Annotated in this window: 19 protein-coding genes and 1 pseudogene; 5 read left to right on the top strand and 15 right to left on the bottom strand. The window is 56.2% G+C overall.

Features of this window, described 5'->3' with window-relative positions; genetic code table 11:
- The 12 genes from rplW to J8G15_RS12750 form a co-directional block, all read right to left on the bottom strand.
- Positions 1-327, bottom strand: a complete 327-nt coding sequence (gene rplW / locus J8G15_RS12695) for a 50S ribosomal protein L23 (protein ID WP_210542418.1) — start codon at positions 325-327, stop codon at positions 1-3.
- Positions 324-944 carry a 50S ribosomal protein L4 gene (gene rplD, locus J8G15_RS12700; protein WP_210542420.1) on the bottom strand — a complete coding sequence of 207 codons (621 nt, stop codon included), beginning with the start codon at positions 942-944 and terminating at the stop codon, positions 324-326. The genes rplW and rplD overlap by 4 nt, the downstream gene beginning before the upstream one ends.
- A complete protein-coding gene (gene rplC, locus J8G15_RS12705; RefSeq protein WP_210547576.1) occupies positions 944-1,630 on the bottom strand; it encodes a 50S ribosomal protein L3 in 687 nt (228 codons plus the stop codon). The genes rplD and rplC overlap by 1 nt, the downstream gene beginning before the upstream one ends.
- A gap of 199 nt (positions 1,631-1,829) precedes the next feature.
- Positions 1,830-2,144, bottom strand: coding sequence for a 30S ribosomal protein S10 (rpsJ, locus tag J8G15_RS12710; protein ID WP_210542423.1), 315 nt, complete (start codon positions 2,142-2,144; stop codon positions 1,830-1,832).
- Between the two features lie 24 nt (positions 2,145-2,168).
- The gene (tuf, locus tag J8G15_RS12715) at positions 2,169-3,359 is read right to left on the bottom strand and encodes an elongation factor Tu (protein WP_210542424.1); all 1,191 of its coding nucleotides are present in this window, start codon (positions 3,357-3,359) and stop codon (positions 2,169-2,171) included.
- A 110-nt stretch (positions 3,360-3,469) separates the two neighbouring features.
- Entirely contained in the window at positions 3,470-5,572 is a 2,103-nt protein-coding gene (gene fusA / locus J8G15_RS12720; protein ID WP_210542425.1) for an elongation factor G, read from the bottom strand.
- A 150-nt stretch (positions 5,573-5,722) separates the two neighbouring features.
- Positions 5,723-6,196, bottom strand: a complete 474-nt coding sequence (rpsG, locus tag J8G15_RS12725) for a 30S ribosomal protein S7 (protein WP_114968651.1) — start codon at positions 6,194-6,196, stop codon at positions 5,723-5,725.
- A gap of 152 nt (positions 6,197-6,348) precedes the next feature.
- Positions 6,349-6,726 (bottom strand): 30S ribosomal protein S12, encoded by a 378-nt coding sequence (rpsL, locus tag J8G15_RS12730; protein WP_210542426.1) that lies wholly within the window; start codon positions 6,724-6,726, stop codon positions 6,349-6,351.
- A gap of 161 nt (positions 6,727-6,887) precedes the next feature.
- A complete protein-coding gene (locus J8G15_RS12735) occupies positions 6,888-8,072 on the bottom strand; it encodes a D-alanyl-D-alanine carboxypeptidase family protein (protein ID WP_210542427.1) in 1,185 nt (394 codons plus the stop codon).
- A gap of 67 nt (positions 8,073-8,139) precedes the next feature.
- Entirely contained in the window at positions 8,140-8,520 is a 381-nt protein-coding gene (locus tag J8G15_RS12740) for a ferredoxin (protein ID WP_210542428.1), read from the bottom strand.
- A 9-nt stretch (positions 8,521-8,529) separates the two neighbouring features.
- Positions 8,530-9,624 (bottom strand): VanZ family protein, encoded by a 1,095-nt coding sequence (locus tag J8G15_RS12745; RefSeq protein ID WP_210542429.1) that lies wholly within the window; start codon positions 9,622-9,624, stop codon positions 8,530-8,532.
- 12 nt (positions 9,625-9,636) lie between these two features.
- On the bottom strand, positions 9,637-10,065 hold the full coding sequence (locus tag J8G15_RS12750) for a CopD family protein (RefSeq protein ID WP_210542430.1): 429 nt from the start codon (positions 10,063-10,065) through the stop codon (positions 9,637-9,639).
- Between the two features lie 212 nt (positions 10,066-10,277).
- Here J8G15_RS12750 and hemB point away from each other — a divergent pair, with 212 nt between their 5' ends.
- Together hemB and J8G15_RS12760 are read left to right on the top strand one after the other, a co-directional pair.
- Positions 10,278-11,294, top strand: a complete 1,017-nt coding sequence (gene hemB, locus J8G15_RS12755; RefSeq protein ID WP_210542432.1) for a porphobilinogen synthase — start codon at positions 10,278-10,280, stop codon at positions 11,292-11,294.
- A 68-nt stretch (positions 11,295-11,362) separates the two neighbouring features.
- Positions 11,363-12,487, top strand: a complete 1,125-nt coding sequence (locus J8G15_RS12760) for a magnesium transporter CorA family protein (protein WP_210542433.1) — start codon at positions 11,363-11,365, stop codon at positions 12,485-12,487.
- 7 nt (positions 12,488-12,494) lie between these two features.
- Here the strand turns inward: J8G15_RS12760 and J8G15_RS12765 are convergent.
- Positions 12,495-13,396 (bottom strand): annotated as a pseudogene (locus J8G15_RS12765) (amidohydrolase).
- A gap of 117 nt (positions 13,397-13,513) precedes the next feature.
- Here J8G15_RS12765 and J8G15_RS12770 point away from each other — a divergent pair.
- Positions 13,514-14,260, top strand: a complete 747-nt coding sequence (locus J8G15_RS12770; RefSeq protein ID WP_210542434.1) for an SDR family oxidoreductase — start codon at positions 13,514-13,516, stop codon at positions 14,258-14,260.
- Between the two features lie 15 nt (positions 14,261-14,275).
- Here the strand turns inward: J8G15_RS12770 and J8G15_RS12775 are convergent, their stop codons facing one another.
- Positions 14,276-14,818, bottom strand: a complete 543-nt coding sequence (locus J8G15_RS12775) for a hypothetical protein (RefSeq protein WP_210542436.1) — start codon at positions 14,816-14,818, stop codon at positions 14,276-14,278.
- Between the two features lie 192 nt (positions 14,819-15,010).
- Between J8G15_RS12775 and J8G15_RS12780 the strand changes: the two genes are divergently transcribed.
- Positions 15,011-15,631 carry a MarC family protein gene (locus J8G15_RS12780; protein WP_210542438.1) on the top strand — a complete coding sequence of 207 codons (621 nt, stop codon included), beginning with the start codon at positions 15,011-15,013 and terminating at the stop codon, positions 15,629-15,631.
- A gap of 37 nt (positions 15,632-15,668) precedes the next feature.
- On the opposite strand, the gene J8G15_RS12785 is transcribed toward J8G15_RS12780, so the two are convergent.
- Entirely contained in the window at positions 15,669-16,049 is a 381-nt protein-coding gene (locus tag J8G15_RS12785; protein ID WP_210542439.1) for a cytochrome c, read from the bottom strand.
- Positions 16,050-16,274: 225 nt separating this feature from the next.
- Between J8G15_RS12785 and J8G15_RS12790 the strand changes: the two genes are divergently transcribed.
- Complete coding sequence (locus tag J8G15_RS12790; protein WP_210542441.1) at positions 16,275-17,228, top strand: TAXI family TRAP transporter solute-binding subunit; 954 nt, start codon at positions 16,275-16,277, stop codon at positions 17,226-17,228.

Consider the following 17,228-nt stretch of genomic DNA (forward strand, 5'->3'; position numbering starts at 1 on the left):
TTACGCAGCCTCCCCACCAAGGTTCAGCTCTTGACCAGGCTTCAGTGTCACGTAGGCTTTGCGAACGTTGTCGCGACGGCCAACAGACTTACCAAAGCGCTTGGTTTTGCCCTTTGTGTTCACCACAGAGACGCCTTTAACCTCAACTTTGAACATCAATTCCACAGAGGCCTTGATTTCATATTTGGTTGCGTCTTGCAGCACCTTGAAGGTGACGACATTGCTCTTCTCAGCGACCATCGTTGCCTTTTCAGACACGATAGGACCGACCAGAACCTGCATCAAACGACCTTCGTCAAATTTGCTTGTATTTGGTCCGTGGCTCATGCAAACATCTCCTTGAGTTTGTCCATTGCAGCCTTGGTCACAAGCACTTTACGGTAATGAACCAGTGAAACTGGATCAGCGTAACGTGGCTCAACGACCAGAACATTCACGAGGTTGCGGGATGCGAGGTACAGATTCTCATCAACCTCATCCGCAATCACCATCACGGATTCCAGATTCATCGCTTTGAATTTGGCTGCCAATGTTTTGGTTTTAGGGGACTCGACATTCAACGAATCAACCACCGCCAGACGGCCTTCGCGCGCCAACTGCGAGAAAATGGCGGCCATACCGGCGCGATACATTTTCTTGTTGATTTTCTGCGTGAAGTTTTCGTCAGGCATGTTCGGGAAAATACGACCGCCTCCACGCCACAAAGGCGAGGACGTCATACCGGCGCGAGCGCGACCAGTTCCTTTTTGCTTGAACGGCTTCTTGGTCGAGTGCTTGACTTGTTCGCGGTCTTTTTGAGCGCGAGTGCCTTGACGGGCGTTAGCCTGAAAAGCAACAACAATCTGGTGAACCAGATCTTCGTTGTAAGCACGGCCAAAAACGGCTTCCGACGCTTCAAATTTCGAGGTCGATTGACCTTGTTCATTCAGGAGATCGATCTGCATCAATTCGCTCCTTTTTCATCAGCGTTTTTTGCTTTGACTTTGACGGCAGGCAGCACGGTAACGAAACCGCCAGCCGAACCAGGAATAGCACCTTTGATCATCAGCAATTGACGAGCTTCGTCGATGCGGATGACATCCAGGTTTTGCGTCGTCACGAGATCAACACCGAGGTGACCAGTCATGCGTTTACCAGGAAACACGCGACCAGGATCTTGCGCCATACCAATGGAACCAGGCACATTGTGCGAACGGCTGTTACCGTGCGATGCGCGCTGTGATTTCATGTGGTGACGTTTGATGGTTCCAGCGAAGCCTTTACCAATGGTGGTGCCTTGGACATCCACTTTTTGGCCCACTGCGAATACGGCAGCGACAGGAACTGATCCGCCGGCTTGGTATTGAGCAGCAGCATCAGCTGTTACACGGAACTCTTGAATGATTTCACCAGCCTCAACACCTGCTTTTGCAAGGTGTCCAGCGATTGGCTTGGTAACGCGAGAAGCTTTCCGCGCGCCAAATGTCACCTGCAAGGCGACATAGCCATCATTCTCTTGGGTTTTAACCTGGGTCACGCGGTTGTTGGAAACATCTACTACCGTGACGGGAATCGCATCCCCTTCGTCGGTAAATAGGCGCATCATGCCAACCTTGCGCCCCAGCAACCCTAAGCGATTGCTAAGACTCATTTTTTTCTCCGTAACTTCCACCATTGCGACTGCAATTGGCCACAATGTTTTTGACATGGAAGACTGTTAATAAAACTCTGTTGAAATTGCGCAGCAACCCCAACAGAGCCGTTGAGTATATAACCAACTAAACTTTTCAGCAAGTTGGCCTCTACACGAACTCTCAAAAATCCATTGCTTGCGCAATGACTTCGTTGTTTTACTGCAGCTTGATCTCGACGTCCACACCTGCGGGCAGGTCCAGCTTCATCAAGGCATCTACAGTTTTGTCTGTTGGATCAACAATGTCCATCAGACGCTGGTGCGTGCGAATTTCAAACTGATCACGACTGGTTTTGTTGACGTGCGGTGAACGCAGAATGTCAAAGCGCTTCATGCGTGTTGGCAAAGGAACTGGTCCTTTGACAATCGCGCCGGTGCGCTTGGCGGTGTCAACAATTTCAGCGGCCGACTGGTCGATCAACTTGTAGTCGAACGCTTTCAGGCGAATACGAATTTTTTGCTTGTTAGCCATGGTAATTCCTTTGTTCTTTGCGAATTACGCGATGATCTTGGCAACCACGCCGGCGCCAACAGTCTTGCCGCCTTCGCGAATAGCGAAGCGCAAGCCTTCTTCCATGGCGATCGGGTTGATCAACTTCACAGTGATCGACACGTTATCGCCAGGCATCACCATCTCTTTGCCTTCTGGCAACTCGATCGCACCGGTCACGTCCGTGGTACGGAAGTAGAACTGGGGGCGGTAGTTGTTGAAGAAAGGTGTGTGACGACCGCCTTCATCTTTGGACAAGACATAGATCTCGCCAGTGAAATGAGTGTGGGGCTTGATCGAACCTGGCTTGCACAGCACTTGGCCGCGCTGCACGTCTTCACGCTTGGTGCCACGCAACAAGATACCAACGTTGTCACCTGCTTGACCTTGGTCGAGCAATTTGCGGAACATTTCCACGCCGGTGCAAGTTGTCTTCTGTGTATCAGAGATACCAACGATTTCGATCTCTTCGCCGACTTTGACGATACCGCGCTCGATACGACCGGTCACCACGGTGCCACGTCCAGAGATAGAGAACACGTCTTCCACTGGCATCAGGAACGCGCCGTCAACAGCACGCTCTGGCAGGGGAATGTAGGTGTCCAGTGCATCGGCCAATTTCATGATGGCTTCTTCACCCAAGACACCCTTGTCGCCTTCCATGGCGAGTTTGGCGGAGCCGTGAATGATCGGTGTGTCATCACCAGGGAAATCGTACTTGTCGAGCAACTCGCGAACTTCCATCTCGACGAGCTCGAGCAACTCGGCATCGTCCACCATGTCGCACTTGTTCAGGAACACGATGATGTAAGGCACGCCAACCTGGCGAGCCAACAAGATGTGCTCGCGGGTCTGAGGCATAGGGCCGTCAGCTGCGGAGCAGACCAGGATCGCGCCGTCCATCTGGGCAGCACCGGTGATCATGTTTTTCACATAGTCAGCGTGTCCTGGGCAGTCAACGTGTGCGTAGTGACGGTTAGCGGTCTCGTACTCCACGTGAGCGGTATTGATGGTAATACCGCGGGCCTTTTCTTCGGGTGCTGCATCAATTTGATCGTAGCCTTTGGCGGTGCCGCCAAATTTTGCCGCCAACACCGTGGTGATGGCCGCAGTCAGCGTGGTTTTGCCATGGTCAACGTGACCGATGGTGCCCACGTTGACGTGGGGCTTGGTACGCGCGAATTTTTCTTTTCCCATTTTCAATTCTCCAAAGAGCAAATTCCCGTGTAGAGGTTTAATGTTTGCACGATGTTGCTGGTTCGCCCCGCACGGGAACAGGGCGGCACACCGTCGCAGACAGCTTTAAATTATTTTGCGCGAGCAGCCATGATGGCTTCAGACACATTACGCGGAGCTTCCGAGTAGTGTTTGAATTCCATCGTGTAGGTTGCACGGCCTTGCGACATGGAGCGCAGGGTGGTCGAGTAACCAAACATTTCAGACAACGGCACTTCTGCCTTGATGGCTTTACCGCCACCAACCATGTCTTCCATGCCCTGGACCATGCCGCGACGCGAGGACAAGTCGCCCATCACGTTGCCAGCGTAGTCTTCTGGGGTTTCCACTTCGACAGCCATCATGGGCTCCAGAATCACGGGGTTTGCTTTGCGGCAGCCTTCCTTGAATCCGAAAATGGCAGCCATCTTGAACGCGAGCTCGTTCGAGTCCACGTCATGGTATGAACCGAAATGCAGTGTCACCTTCACGTCAACGACGGGGTAACCAGCCAAAACGCCTTGAGTAACCGCTTCGTTGATGCCTTTTTCGACCGCAGGAATGTACTCGCGAGGAACCGTGCCACCCTTGATGGCGTCGACAAACTCAATACCTTTGCCTGGCTCATTGGGTTCGATCTTCAACACTACGTGGCCGTACTGGCCCTTACCACCGGATTGGCGCACAAACTTACCTTCGGCGTCTTCCACAGTTTTGCGAATTGTTTCGCGGTAAGACACTTGTGGCTTGCCAACGTTGGCCTCAACGCCAAACTCGCGCTTCATGCGGTCAACAATAATTTCCAAATGCAACTCGCCCATACCAGCGATCAGAGTCTGGCCAGATTCTTCGTCGGTCTTGACGCGGAACGAAGGATCTTCTTGAGCCAAACGCTGCAAGGCAATACCCATTTTTTCCTGGTCAACCTTGGTCTTGGGTTCCACGGCCTGTGTAATCACTGGCTCAGGGAACACCATGCGCTCCAACATGATGATCGCGCTTGGATCGCACAATGTCTCACCCGTAGTGACGTCTTTCAGGCCAACGCAAGCGGCGATGTCGCCAGCGCGAATTTCGCTGACTTCTTCGCGGTTGTTGGCGTGCATTTGCACGATACGCCCGATGCGCTCTTTCTTGCCGCGAATCGGGTTGTAAACGCTGTCACCCTTGTTCAAAACACCCGAGTAGACGCGAACGAAGGTCAGCTGACCTACAAACGGATCGGTCATCAGTTTGAATGCCAAAGCCGAGAATTTCTCGCTGTCGCTGGCTTGACGCACGACTGGATTTTCATCATCGTCCATGCCTTTGACGGGAGGAATGTCCACCGGTGAAGGCATGAATTCGATCACCGCGTCCAGCATACGCTGCACGCCTTTGTTCTTGAATGCCGAACCGCAGTACATGGGCTGAATCTCGCTGGCGATCGTACGGGTACGGATGCCGAGTTTGATTTCGTCTTCCGTCAAGTCGCCTTCTTCAAGGTACTTGTTCATGAACTCTTCAGAGGCTTCGGCAGCAGCCTCGACCATCTTTTCACGCCATTCCTTGGCCACTTCCACCAATTCGGCTGGAATTTCTTTGTAGTCAAACAACATGCCCTGAGACGCTTCGTCCCAGATGATGGCCTTCATTTTGATCAAGTCAACCACGCCGGTGAAGTTTTCTTCAGCGCCGATTGGGATCACCATGGGAACAGGGCTGGCCTTCAGGCGCAGTTTCATCTGGTCCACGACTTTGAAGAAGTTGGCACCGGTACGGTCCATCTTGTTGACAAAGGCCAAACGTGGCACTTTGTATTTGTTAGCCTGACGCCAAACGGTTTCCGACTGGGGCTGCACGCCGCCCACAGCGCAGTAGACCATGCAAGCGCCGTCCAACACCCGCATCGAACGCTCAACCTCAATCGTGAAGTCAACGTGTCCGGGGGTGTCAATGATGTTGATGCGGTGCTCAGGCAAGGACTTATCCATACCCTTCCAGAAGCAAGTTGTGGCAGCAGAAGTGATCGTGATGCCACGCTCTTGCTCTTGCTCCATCCAGTCCATGGTGGCAGCGCCGTCATGAACCTCACCAATTTTGTGGTTCACACCAGTGTAAAAAAGGACGCGCTCGGTAGTGGTGGTTTTACCAGCGTCAATGTGAGCCGAAATACCGATGTTGCGGTAGCGCTCAATGGGGGTATGGCGAGCCATGATGGATCCTTGGTTGATCTGTATCTTCGAATGCGCTACCCGCAACAACGCGGCGCAGCGAGCGACTTTCACGTGATTTGCAAGCTACAAAGGCGCGCATAAAGCGCGCCCCAGATTGCATGCAGCCGAGAAAGCCGCGCAATAACCGTTTTAGAAACGGAAGTGAGAGAAGGCCTTGTTGGCTTCTGCCATGCGGTGAACTTCGTCACGCTTTTTCATTGCGCCGCCACGGCCTTCGGTGGCTTCCATCAACTCATTTGCCAAGCGAAGGGCCATGGATTTTTCGCCGCGCTTGCGTGCAGCTTCTTTAATCCAGCGCATGGACAAAGCCAAGCGACGAACGGGACGGACTTCAACTGGCACTTGGTAGTTGGCACCACCGACACGGCGGGACTTCACCTCAACCATAGGCTTGACGTTGTTGATGGCCATTGTGAAGGCTTCAACGGGGTCTTTACCTGGGTTCTTCTTCTCGATCTGCTCCAGCGCGCCATAAATGATGCGCTCAGCGACTGCTTTTTTGCCGCCTTCCATGATCACGTTCATGAATTTGGACAACTCGACATTGCCGAACTTTGGATCCGGCAGGATTTCACGTTTAGGGACTTCGCGACGACGTGGCATTATTTCACCTCTTATTTGCTTCAGTTGGCATCTTGGCAGACACCGCAAAAACCATTTTGGTTTTTACTTACTCGACCCAACAGCGGGTCACTACGCCGAATCACCGCGCCACGCGGGAAACAGCACCATGTTTTTTCAGACCAAGCGTTAGCTTATTTGGCCTTTGGCTTCTTCGCACCGTACTTGGAGCGTGACTGCTTGCGATCTTTCACGCCTTGCAAGTCGAGCGAACCGCGCACGATGTGATAACGAACACCTGGCAAATCCTTGACACGACCACCACGCACGAGCACAACCGAGTGCTCCTGCAGGTTGTGGCCTTCGCCGCCGATGTAGGAAATAACCTCAAACCCGTTGGTCAAGCGCACTTTGGCAACTTTACGCAGAGCCGAGTTTGGCTTTTTAGGTGTTGTGGTGTAAACACGGGTGCAAACACCACGGCGCTGCGGCGAATTTTCCATCGCAGGGCTTTTGGACTTGATCACTTCGACCTCGCGTCCATGGCGAACTAACTGATTAATGGTTGGCATTGAAAAACGTCCCTAAACGTTTGATAGCTATTTTCATAGCTAAGACTTAAATACTTCGAAAACGTGAATCCCTTCGGAAATTCCGAAAAGCACCCGACTATATCAGTCGAAGGGCAAACCCGCAACCCCTACGAAGTGCAAATGTGAATCCCCGTCCTCACTTACTTGATCCACAAGCGAATGGCATCCCAGGTACGGCCGATTAACCCCGCTTCTTCGACCATTTCCAGCGCGATCAACGGCACCTCTGCCAGGGGTTGATCTCCGTTGGTGATCTTGAGCACGCCAATCTGTTGTCCCTTTTTAATGGGGGCAACCAATGGATCAGGTCGAACCACTTGGGTTTTCACCTTTCCTGCGCTGCCGGCAGGAACGGCCACCACAATGGCGTGAGCTTGGCCCAGCTTGGCCACCGCGTCACGACCTTTCCATACCGGCGGCGAAACCACCGGTTGATTGGCATCAAATAGTTTCACGGCCTCAAACGCGGTGTAACCCCAGTTCAACAGTTTCTGGGATTCATTGGCCCGCGCATTTTCGCTGGAGGCCCCTAAAACGATAGACAGCAGTCTGCGACCGCCCACCGACTCAGGCGAGCCAGGCGCAGCACCAGGAGTTCCAAGACCAGGAAAGTCACGTTTGGCGGTCGCAATGAGGCAATATCCAGCTGCGTTGGTGTGCCCCGTTTTCAATCCATCAACTGACGGATCACGGTAAAGCAATAGATTTCGATTATTGTCATTGGCAGCCGGTGTTCCCGGGTATCGGTACTTTTTAATCGCGTAGTAGCCGACAAACGTTGGGAAATCCTGCATCAATCGGGTCGCCAACGTACTCAGGTCACGTGCTGTTGTGGTGTGACCCGCTTCTGTCAGTCCCTCGGGATTTTTAAAGCTGCTGGATTTCATGCCCAGCAATTTGGCCTGCTCATTCATCATCTGCACAAAGCGCTCAACGCTGCCGCCCACCCCTTCTGCCAGCGCGACCGTGGCGTCGTTGCCACTTTGAACAATCATTCCCTTGATGAGGTCTTCCACCGGAACCATCATTTTGGGGTCAATAAACATGCGCGACCCGGGCATTTTCCAGGCGCGCTCGCTCACGGGCAAGGTTTGCTGCAAATCCAGCTTTTTATTGCGAAGCGCATCAAACACCAGGTAAGCGGTCATCAGCTTGGTCAGCGATGCTGGCTCAACGGCCGAATCGATGTCTTTTTCTGCCAGAATCTGATTGGCCGTCACGTCGTACAACAGGTATGAGCGAGCTGCGATTTCGGGCGCCTGAGGCGTTTGGGCGACAGCCGCAAAGCAGACTGCCGCAGCTAGGGATAAGAGTATTTTTTTCATGCGTTAGTTAAGAAGCCCAGGCACGTTAGACGACCTGGGCGAAAGGTGTTAGACACCCAAAGAACATTCAACGGCCCAAGTGAGCAGGAGTCAGAAGACGCTCCACCACTTTGCCATTTTTCAAGTGCGATTCGACGATTTCGTCGATGTCATCATGATCGACATAGGAATACCACACCCCTTCAGGGTACACCACCGCGACCGGCCCGGCCGCGCAACGATCCAGACAACCCGCCTTATTGACGCGCACTTGCCCAGGCGCCGACAAGCCTGCCGCCTTGATCTGGGACTTGCACCGGTCAAATGCGGCTTGGGCGTTGTGCGTGGCACAGCACTCTTCGCCGGCTGTTCGCTCGTTCAAGCAGAAAAAGATATGTCGTTTGTAGTAACTTGCGCTCTGAGGAGGCGGCGCGTCGCTTGCTGATTCATCGTGTTTGATTTCTGTCATGCATAGATTCTAGGTTTTTGGCTCGCGCACCAGAATTCTGCGCATGACATACGCCAAAGCCGCATAGGGCCAAATCCATCCCAGCCATTGAGCCAATCCATGAAACCGTATGAATCGCCCCTGCTCCCACGCCGACAAGGTCTGGGCAAAGTAAGGGTTGGTTGGCATTTGGTTCAGCAAGCTCAGGTAAACCCCCAATGCCAGAACCAGAAGCGCCCCCGTGGCTCGGGGTGGCGCAGGCAGTGACATGAGGCCAATAACAAACGCCGTCATCAGGCCAGCTTTGGCGGGCAAACCAAACCATTCCCAAGCATGGACCGGGCCGTAACTCAAAGCGGCTGATAGCGCCGTGGTGCCGACTCCGACGGCCAAGACGACCCCCATGAAGAGCAATCGGCGACCAAAGGCCCGAATAATGCCAAAACCCAGCAAACAGGGAATAAGAAGTCCCAGCGTGACGGATATCCACTCCAACCCTGGCACGACAGGTGCCAACTCCACCTCACGTACGGGCAGCCAGGACAGAAACGGCGTATCGATCAAAACGTCAACCAGTGCTCCCTCAACCCGCTCCAACACCTGACCCAGGCCAAAAGGAACCACCGCAGGAAACAGCAGGGCGACCGGCCACAACGCCAGCAAGACCAAACCGCCCTGCGCTTCGGCAACAAACCAGCGGGCGCGAAAGCGGCTCCATCGATCGATAATCCCAAGTCTCTCCATCCCCCACGCCAACATTGCGCCTATCCAAGCCCCGATGACATTGAGACCCAAATCAACGTTGGAGGGCACACGGGAGGGGAGAAATCCCTGAAAGGACTCCATGGAGAAAGACAACAGGGCCGCCAAAGCTGTCGCCCCAGCCACAGCGATGCGCCCATGCCCGGTACGCAAAGCACTCAATGCCATAAGAAACCCAAGGGGACCGTAACCCAGCACGTTGGAGGCGACATCAAACCCGGTCCAGTACTTGGGCCAACCCGCTTCCATAAACGCCCAGGGGACGATCCCCTGATAGCGCCATTCGGAGAAGGGATACAGGCTGGCATAGACGATGAGGCCTGTGTAAACCAGCGCCAAGGGCCACGCCGAGGTCTTATGCATCTGGCGGTCGCGTTAAAACGGCTTGACCACGACCAACACGACAATGACCAGTAACAAAATCACGGGGATTTCGTTAAACCAGCGATACCAGACATGGCTGCGTGGCGGCTCGCCCTTTTGCCACTTCTTCAGCATGACGCTGCAGGCGTGGTGGTAGCCCAGCGCCAGAATCACAAAGAAGAGCTTGGCATGCAACCAGCCGTTGCCAGGGCCACGACCAAACCCGTAGTGAAGCCATAGGACCAGCCCCAAGGCGATCGCTGGCACGGCCAGAATCGTCATGAAGCGAAGCAATTTACCCGCCATGAGAAGTAAACGGTCCCGCTCGGCGACAGACCCGGCGGGCACCATCGCGAGATTGACAAAAATTCTTGGCAGATAAAAGAGTCCCGCGAACCAGCTGGCAACGAAGACGATGTGAAGTGATTTGACCCAGAGCATCGCTTCAGTTTAGGCCAAAAAAACCCCAGCACGAGGGCTGGGGTGGTAAGCCTATTTGCTGTCACACATCAAGGCCCCGCTCAGGGAGGAAAAGCGGGAGACAGCGAACTGTCTGCACGTAATTTAGCAAAAAACCCTGTCCACTTCAAGAAAAGGGCTAAAGTATTTTTCACAGCGATGACAAAAACCGTTCCACAAGTACACTTTTCAACATGACTATGCATGCTCCTTACCCCCTGGGTCGCCCTCGTCGCCTGCGTCGCGACGCTTTCACCCGCAATTTGGTGCGCGAAAACTCGCTGACCGCTCACGATTTGATTTACCCCGTTTTTGTTGTTGATGGACAACATCAACGGGTGGGCATTGCTTCCATGCCTGGGGTCGAGCGCCTGAGTTTGGACCTGTTGTTGCCCGTCGCAGAGGACTGCGTCAAGTTGGGTATTCCGGTCATGGCCCTGTTTCCGGTGGTGGACGGGGCATTAAAAACGCCTGACGGGCGAGAAGCTTTCAACCCGGACGGCTTGGTACCCCGCGTCGTGCGGGCGCTCAAGAAAGAGTTTCCGGATCTGGGTGTCATGACCGATGTGGCACTAGACCCCTTCACCACCCACGGACAAGATGGCCTGCCCGACCCCGACCCGGCCGAGAACGGCTACATCATGAATGAGGCCACCATTGAGGTGTTGGTGAAGCAAGCACTGACTCAAGCGCAAGCCGGCGTCGATATTGTGGCGCCCAGCGACATGATGGATGGCCGCATTGGCGCAATTCGGCAAGCGCTGGAAGCCAACAGTCTTATTCACACCCGCATCATGGCGTACAGCGCCAAATACGCCAGTGCCTTCTATGGCCCATTTCGCGACGCTGTGGGCTCCGCCGGCAACCTGGGAAAAAGCAACAAAAAGGTCTACCAAATGGACCCGGGCAACTCGGACGAGGCCTTGCGTGAGGTCGCCATGGATATTGCCGAAGGCGCAGACATGGTGATGGTCAAGCCCGGCATGCCTTATCTGGACGTGGTACGCCGGGTGAAGGACGAGTTCAAGGTGCCAACATTCGCCTACCAAGTCAGTGGCGAATACGCCATGCTCAAGGCGGCGGCTCAAAACGGGTGGCTGGACCATGATGCGGTGATGCTGGAAAGCCTGTTGGCCTTCAAGCGGGCAGGCGCCGACGGTGTGCTGAGCTACTTTGCCCGCGACGCGGCAAGACTGCTTCAAAAAGCATAGCTACTCTCGCGTGATTGACGGCGGTTACACGCCAATTTACTGCAAAAAATAGGCCTTCACGGTTCACAATGCGCATTTTCACCATCAACGGCCACCAAGTCGCCGAAGCCGACGATCTGGCCGTACTGCATGAGGTGCGGGTGCCTGAACAAGGCTTTGTCTGGATCGCCTGCGCCAGACACGAATTCGAGGCCAGTCAGGGTCAGATTCAAGCGGTCTTGCAGTCCTTGGCCGGCACCCAGTTGGTTGATTTGCACATCTCGGACCTACTCAATAAGCAGTTGCCATCGCGCTATGACTACACATCACTCTATGACGTGATGGTGTTTCGACGGCTGGCGGCGGGTTCAGCAGAGTCCGCCCCGGCGCCCCCCCCCAACGCCCCCGCCCGAGCGACCAAACGCAGCGGCCCGCCGATCTTGCGCCGCATTGACACCAGCCCGGTCGGTTTTGCGGTGTTCGACCATGTTTTGCTGACCGTGCACCCCACCGATTGCGCCGTGCGAGACGCCTACGCCGCCAAGTTGCTGACGGCGGCAGCTGCCCTCACCAGCCACGCCGGTGGTGCACGCATGCCCAGCGGCTCGGCGGACCTGATGCTGCGCATCATCAATCAGATGGTGGACGGTTTTCTGGAGTTGCGCCGGGAACTCACTCACCAGCTGGACCATTGGCAAACCGACTTATTGAACCCCAAGGCCCGCTTCAATAACTGGGGCGCCTTGCTGGATGCGCGCCTGTCACTGCACCAGCTGGACGAAATTTGTGAAGACCAGCGCGCCGCCTTGCAGGACTGGATTGAGGCCATCAAAACCTGGCCCGAAGCGGCCACGCCCGAGAGCCAACGCGAGCGCGACTTGCTTCAAGTTCGCAGCCGGGACGTGCTGGAGCACATTGAGCGGGTGGTTCACCACGTTCAGCGGCTGGAGCAAAGCGCCGAAACCGCGGTGCAGATGCATTTCAACGCACAAAGCCACCGCACCAACGAGATCATGCGAACACTCACCGTGCTCACGGCGGTTTTTTTGCCACTGAATTTGATCGCCGGCATTTTCGGCATGAACTTTGAATTCATCCCGCTGCTGCACCGCAGCAACGGGTTCTGGCTGGCCATGAGCCTGATGGCCAGCACCGGGCTGGGCCTACTGATTTACTTCTGGCGCAAACGCTACATTGAGCATTCGTCGCGGTGACGGGACCTCAGGGCGCCGGACGCTTCACGCCAAACAAGGCGGCCCCATTGGCCCATGCAATCTGCTGCGCCACATCAAAGGGCAGGTCGCCCAGCCAGGCTCGGTAAGTTTGCATGATGTCGTCGTAGGACTGCCAACGCTGATTGGCCCAGGTGTCTGAGCCCAACAAGAAGCGGGTGGGGTACTTGAGCAACAAGGCACGCCATGCCGGGCACAGGGCTTCGCCGCAGGTCAAGCCGGGGCGGTAGGACAACTCCCCCATCAAGCCCGGGTACTGCTTCAACAGTTGCTCCACCCGCTCGATCGGTGCGCCTTCAATGCCGGTGTGTGCCCAGATCAGCCGCACGTTTTTACCCTGACTAGGCGTTGCGGCCAACAACAAATCGATGGCGACATCATCCACGTGGGCCAACACGGCCAAACCCTGGGTGTCTGCCAGCGCCATGAGTCGCTGAGCCACCACACCCTTGGCGTCGGCACTGTTGTACAAGTGAAATCGCCCAGCCCGCGATAGGGGCCAGCGGCCGTGCCACGAGCCAACTCGGTCTGCACCATGGTGTAAATGGTCTCGTCCCGGAACCAGTTGGTGTAGTCCGCCCGGTTGCGGTACAGCCGCACAAAAGGCACAACCTGCACGCCAGCTTGTCGGGTCGCGTCCCGCGCCGCGGTCAGGGTCAACGTGCCGTCGTTAGGCCGGGAGTTGGCCACAATAGCCCGCACCCCATTACGCTGCATGCGCGCCAGCACATCGGCCGGGGGATGCGGCCCGTCTTGCCCGTTCCACGCCTCCTGGTTGTAATGAAGATGCGCATCAAACAGTGGACCACTGTAGGGAGCCGCGCTCGCCAGCCCCGAAAACGCTATACAAACTGTAGCAGCCTGCGCTCTATTTGAAAGGGCTACAGCCATCAAATGCTTAAAAAATGACGTCCACTTCATGTCATACCCTAGGTATTAAGTAACAAGCGCTACGATTGAATCCAAGTCCCGGTTTTACCGCACTTCCCCCATCCAGGCACCCACACCATGCATCAAGTTCTTTTAGTCACCGGTGGCTCGCGCGGCATTGGCGCAGCCACTGCCCTGCTGGCCGCTGAACGCGGCTATGCCGTCGCGGTCAATTACACCCACAACTCACTGGCCGCTGATGAAATGGTTCGGCTCATTCGGGCCGGCGGCGGACAAGCCATGGCAATTCAGGCCGATGTGGGTGTGGAAGCCGAGGTGCTAGCCCTGTTCAAGCGGATTGACGCCAAGCTGGGGCCGCTCACCGCCCTGGTCAACAACGCCGGTGTGGTGGATGTCGCCAGCCGGGTCGACGAAGTCACCACGGAGCGTCTGCGCCGGCTCTTTGACATCAACGTGCTGGGCAGCTTTCTGTGCGCCCGGGAAGCCATTTTGAGAATGAGCACCCGCCACGGTGGCGCCGGCGGCTGCATTGTCAACGTCTCCAGCGTCGCCGCTCGTTTGGGCGGTGCGGGCCAGTATGTCGACTATGCGGCCACCAAAGGCGCCATCGACACATTCACGATGGGATTGGCGCAGGAAGTGGCCAACGAGGGCATTCGTGTCAACGCGGTACGCCCCGGCATCATTGACACCGATATTCATGCCTCCGGCGGACAACCTGACCGCGCCGGCCGGCTGGTGCCTATGGTGCCCATGCAACGGGCGGGTTCAGCCAGGGAAGTGGCGCAGTCCATCGTGCGGTTGCTGTCAGAGCAGGCCAGCTACACCACAGGCGCCTTGGTCGACGTCGCTGGTCGCCGGTAGGCCAAACCGGCCCGTCTACTCGGCGCGCGCGGACACCTTCTGAAACGCACCTGACCATTCGCCGGCAATTTGCCATTGCCCGTCCATCTGGTCCAGCAACAATGTTTTGGGCTGCGCTTTTTCCTGGTAAGTGGGCGAGGTGTAGCCCTGCAGAAAATGAACGGCCATTTGCTGCTCGCCAACAGGCTCGGTGCGCAGCTCGCCGACCGCCACCTCAATTGAGGTGCGACTCGACAGGTTGTCGCGCCGCGCAGCCTCCCACTTCGCCCGGCTCTGTCCCTTGGGCGGGGTGAATGTCGGCCCATAACTGGCCAGATAAGTCTCCACATCGCGCTGCATCCATGCCTGGCGCCAGCGTTTCACCAAGCTGCGAGCCAGCATCTCCCGGTCTTCAACAGGGTCAGGCAAAGGTGTGGCAGCCGCGACCGGCTCCGTCGCCTCCGGTGCGGCCTGCGTCACCCGGACCGGCGGGTCGGCAGCCGGATGGGTGCCAGCATGGGCGCGATTCATGGCGGTTTCAATCAATTGGCGGCGCCCAAATGCTTTCGTGTCTGTCATAGCTGTCGTTCCACCCCGGGGCTCCGAGGTGACCTTTATCAATGATTGATTTAAAATTTTGCCAGTCCGTGGCGCCAGCCTTTGCAGCCCCGGACAGAGCGACGATGGTAGCGCCAGAACATAGGCCACAACACCAAATAAGGCAGGTCATGCCCTATCTCCTTAGAGTCTCGGTTTCTCTGACCGCACGCCATGGACCTCAAACCCCTCATCACTTTGCTGGCCATCGTCAACCCGCTGGCCATTGTTCCGTTCTTCATTCACTACACCCAGGACTTCAACCGGGCCCAGCGAAAACACACGATCTGGATGGCCTCGTTCAGCACTTTCGTGGTGATTGCGACTTGCGCCATCATGGGTCTGGACATTCTGAAGTTTTTCGGTATCTCGCTGGCCAGCTTCCAAGTCGGAGGCGGTTTGCTGCTGCTGACTGCCGCCTTGTCCATGCTGAATGCGCAACCCGCTGAGGCCAAGACCAACGAGGAAGAGCTCAACATTGCGGCCGCCCGGGCCAGCATTGCGGTGGTGCCCCTGACCATTCCCTTGCTCACCGGTCCGGCCAGCATGTCCACCGTGGTGATTTACGCCGCCAAAGCGACCAACTTTTGGCAACTGGCGACTTTGGTGGGCTATGGCGTCGTGATTGCGGTGGCCACCTTTGTCTGCTTTTCGTTGGCCAACCCCATCGCCCGCTTCCTGGGGAAAACCGGCATCAACGTCATGACCCGTCTGATGGGTTTGATTTTGGCCGCCCTCGCCGTCGAGGTCATGTCTGACGGACTGATTAAGCTGTTCCCGATTCTGGGCAAGTAACGCGCTCGGGCCTAGCAAGGGGCTACTGAATCCCCGCCTAGCGCTGCGTCGCTCGAATATAGGCCGTGATGTAGGCCACTTCGTCGGCATCCAGTCCAGCCACAGGCGGCATGTCGCCAAATCGCCAATGGTGGGCGCGTGCTCCATTTTTGACCGCCATTTGAAAAGCGGCATCGCCATGGTGCGATGGCTCATATACCTTGTGCAGGAATGGCGGGCCTTTGTCCGACCCCTGCAACATCGCCCCGTGACAACTCGCGCAGTTTTGAGAGTACAAAGGCCTTCCCAAGTTCGGATTGGGCATTAGCCCGGTACTTGGCGTTGGCATCGGGTGATCTTGCGCCTGAAGGGGCAAAGCGCTTGCGAGTAACAGTGCCAAGGCAAGGCCCTGGGCTTTGGAGATGGTTTTCAGTGGCATGGCGGCATTGATCCTGGTTGACGGACCGCCAGCCCACACCCTGCCAAACCGGCAGACTTGCGCTGACGAAGTCAGCTTACCCGACCTGGGGCGTGGAATCCACCATATGCGGTGGCAAACGAAACAGTCCGAACGCAGGAAGGCCTTCGGTTGAGGTGAGTCGACGTTGATCGTTTCACGCAACATCGTTCACAATGCACTCACTATCGAGCCAGGGAAACTGCCATGCATTTAAAACGACTGTTGTGGGGCCTCATCGGCATGGCTGCTACGCTGAGCAGCGTACATGCCCAACAGTATTTGTGCATTGGCACCGGTGGAACGGTCGGCACTTATTTCCCTGTGGGTGTATTGGTGGCCCAGTTGGTGAGTCAGCCAGGCAAAATTCTGGTCACAGCGCAGGCCAGCAATGGATCTTTGGGCAACGTCATTGGTGTGGCCAACGGCACACTGGAGTCAGGCTTTGTCCAAGCGGATGTGGCCAGTTGGGCCTACGCCGGCACGGGCATTTTCGCGGACAAAGCCGCAGTCCCGAGTTTGCGCCTGATCGCCAACCTGTACCCGGAAAGCATTCACATCGTGGTAAAAAAAGGTTCGGGCATCAAGACCGTGGCCGACCTCAGAGGCAAGCGCGTGGCGCTGGATGAGGCTGGTTCCGGAACCCTGATCAACGCCAGACAAGTGCTCAATGCCTACGGCCTCAAGGAGTCCGATGTTCAGGCCGAATACATCAAACCCGGCATGGCAAGTGACCGATTGAGAGCCGGCATGCTGGACGCCTTCTTTTTGACCGCTGGGGCGCCGGCCCAGGCGATCTCAGACCTGGCCAGCAGCGGTTTTGAACTGGCGCTGTTGCCCATTGACGGCCCGGCCGCGACTCGCCTGCGCGCCGCCAGTCCTTTCTTTCAGACCGACACTATTGAAGCGGGCACCTACCCGGGTACCGCAGCGGCTCAGACGCTGGCTGTGGGTGCGTTGTGGGTAACCAGTGACAAGATCAGAGACGATTTGATCTATGAAGTCACAAAGTCCCTGTTTCAACCGGCCGCCCAAAAAGCACTGGCGGGTGGACATGTCAAAGGCCGGCTGATTACTTTGCAGCGTGCGGCGCAAGAGTCGGGCATTCCATTGCATCTTGGGGCACAGCGCTTCTACAGGGAAGCCGGGGTTTTGCGATAG

Origin of the sequence: Rhodoferax sp. PAMC 29310 (genome assembly GCF_017948265.1) — a bacterium.
Lineage (GTDB): Bacteria > Pseudomonadota > Gammaproteobacteria > Burkholderiales > Burkholderiaceae_C > Rhodoferax.